The organism is Microcystis sp. M53602_WE12 (assembly GCF_030065455.1).
Taxonomy (GTDB): Bacteria; Cyanobacteriota; Cyanobacteriia; order Cyanobacteriales; family Microcystaceae; genus Microcystis; species Microcystis aeruginosa.
This window is the reverse complement of the sequence record NZ_JASJFB010000536.1, coordinates 1-2,018: the sequence shown is the minus strand read 5'-3', so window position 1 is coordinate 2,018 and position 2,018 is coordinate 1. Positions and strand designations below refer to the sequence as shown.

Here is a 2,018-nt window from a genome sequence, read left to right as displayed (position 1 = left end):
TAGCAATCAAGGAGTATTTACGATAACAGATTCAGTAGCTAATCGAGATGGCATAGACAATTTATACGGCATTCAAAAACTACAATTTTCCGATCAAATTGTAACAATTGCTCCTGAGGAAGATTTCCCTAGTATTACTCTTGCGGTTTCTCCCAGTAGTGTGACAGAAGATGGGACACAAAATCTCATTTACACCTTCACTCGTACCGGTTCCACAACCAATCCTTTAACGGTTAATTACAGTATTGGAGGGACAGCAACCAATGGAACCGATTACGCTTCTATTCCCACGGGTGTCATCTTTGCGGCTAATTCAGCGACTGCGACTGTAATCGTTGACCCCACTGCTGACACAATAGTAGAAAGTAACGAAACTGTTATTTTAACCCTCGCTTCGGGGACAGGTTATACAGTAGGTACTCCTAACGCAGCCACGGGGACAATTACCGATGATGATACCAGTGTCACCTCGCAACTCTCCATTAATGACATCACCGTGGTGGAAGGTAAAGATAATCATGCCATCCTCACCGTCACAGTTGATAACCCCAACCCGCAACCAATTACCTTCAACTATACCACTGCACCCATTAACGCTACCGCTAATGTAGATTACACTAGCAAAACTGGAACTATCACCATTGCTGCTAATACTGCCACCGCTACTATTAGCATTCCCATCCTCAATGATAACCTTAATGAACCTGATGAAGCTTTTACAGTAACCCTGTCAAATCCCGTTAATGCTACCATTAACCCCGAAGGAGGAATAGGAGAAGTTATCATTACTGATACTTGGCAAAGTAGTCTCACGCGCACCTTACCCAACAATGTCGAAAACCTCAAACTAATTGGCACTAATAATATTAACGGTACAGGTAACGCCAGTAACAATAATATCACCGGAAATAGTGGCAATAATCAAATCAATGGAGGTGCGGGAATTGATACTTTAACCGGTGGTTTAGGTGCAGATACCTTCGTCTTCCAATTTGGCCAATCTCCCATATCAACAAGCGATCGTATCACGGATTTTGCCATCAATAGTGATAAAATCGACTTATTAACTCAAGGTGGTTCCGCTATGAGTGCGCCTAGCAGTTTCAGTCGCGCTGCTGATAGCACTGCTACCACTTTAGACAATTTAGTCAATCAGGTATTTACTGATGCCAATGGAGCGACTACAGGTAATCAAGGATTAGGGATTAATAGTGCAGCCTTAGTGCAAGTAACAACCGGTGCAATAGCTGGAACTTACCTCGTTATTAATGATAGCACGGCTGGCTTCCAATCCAGCAATGATTTATTAATAAATATCACCGGATTTACTGGCACTTTACCAGCTTTAGGGAGCATTCCAGTGGGTAATTTCTTTGTTTAATTAAGTAGGCGTAGGGTGCGTTAGGCGGCTAACAATTCGGTCAAAAAACCAAAATTAACAATCCGCCGTAACGCACCACCTCTATCATTAAATTGGTGCGTTACGCTATCGCTAACACACCCTACTGGCTGAGGACATCAATCATGGGAAGAGGTCGCAGTTGAAACAATCCAGTTTAAACAATCCATTAGGGTGCGTATTTGCGGCTATCAATTCGGTCAAAAAACCAAAATTAACAAGCCGCCGTAACGCACCACCTCTATCATTAAATCGGTGCGTTACGCTATCGCGCTTCACCCCTAAGAGTAAGCGGACAACTCAAATGAACCAAACAACCGCCAATTATGATGAACCCTGGAAAGAAGCATTAAGCGAATATTTTGAAGCGTTTTTATCCTTCTTTTTTCCCGAAGTTCACCAATTGATTGATTGGACAAAAATTCCCGAATCCCTAGAAAAAGAACTTAAACGGATTACCGCTTCAGCAAAGACAAAAAAACGTTTCGCTGACAAACTCTATAAAGTCTGGTTACTGAGTGGTGAAGAAGTCTGGATTTTGATTCATATTGAAATTCAAAGTCAATACGAAGAAAATTTCCCTCAGAGGATGTATATTTATAACTATCGGGCCTTTGAT

At 42.0% G+C, this 2,018-nt stretch carries 1 protein-coding gene and 1 pseudogene; both read left to right on the top strand.

Going from position 1 to position 2,018, the window contains the following annotated elements; genetic code table 11:
* A partial coding sequence (locus PX482_RS17380) for a Calx-beta domain-containing protein (RefSeq protein ID WP_288122764.1) occupies window positions 1–1,381 on the top strand: 1,381 nt, incomplete at its 5' end.
* Window positions 1,382–1,703: 322 nt separating this feature from the next.
* Window positions 1,704–2,018 (top strand): annotated as a pseudogene (locus tag PX482_RS17375) (hypothetical protein); the annotation flags it as partial.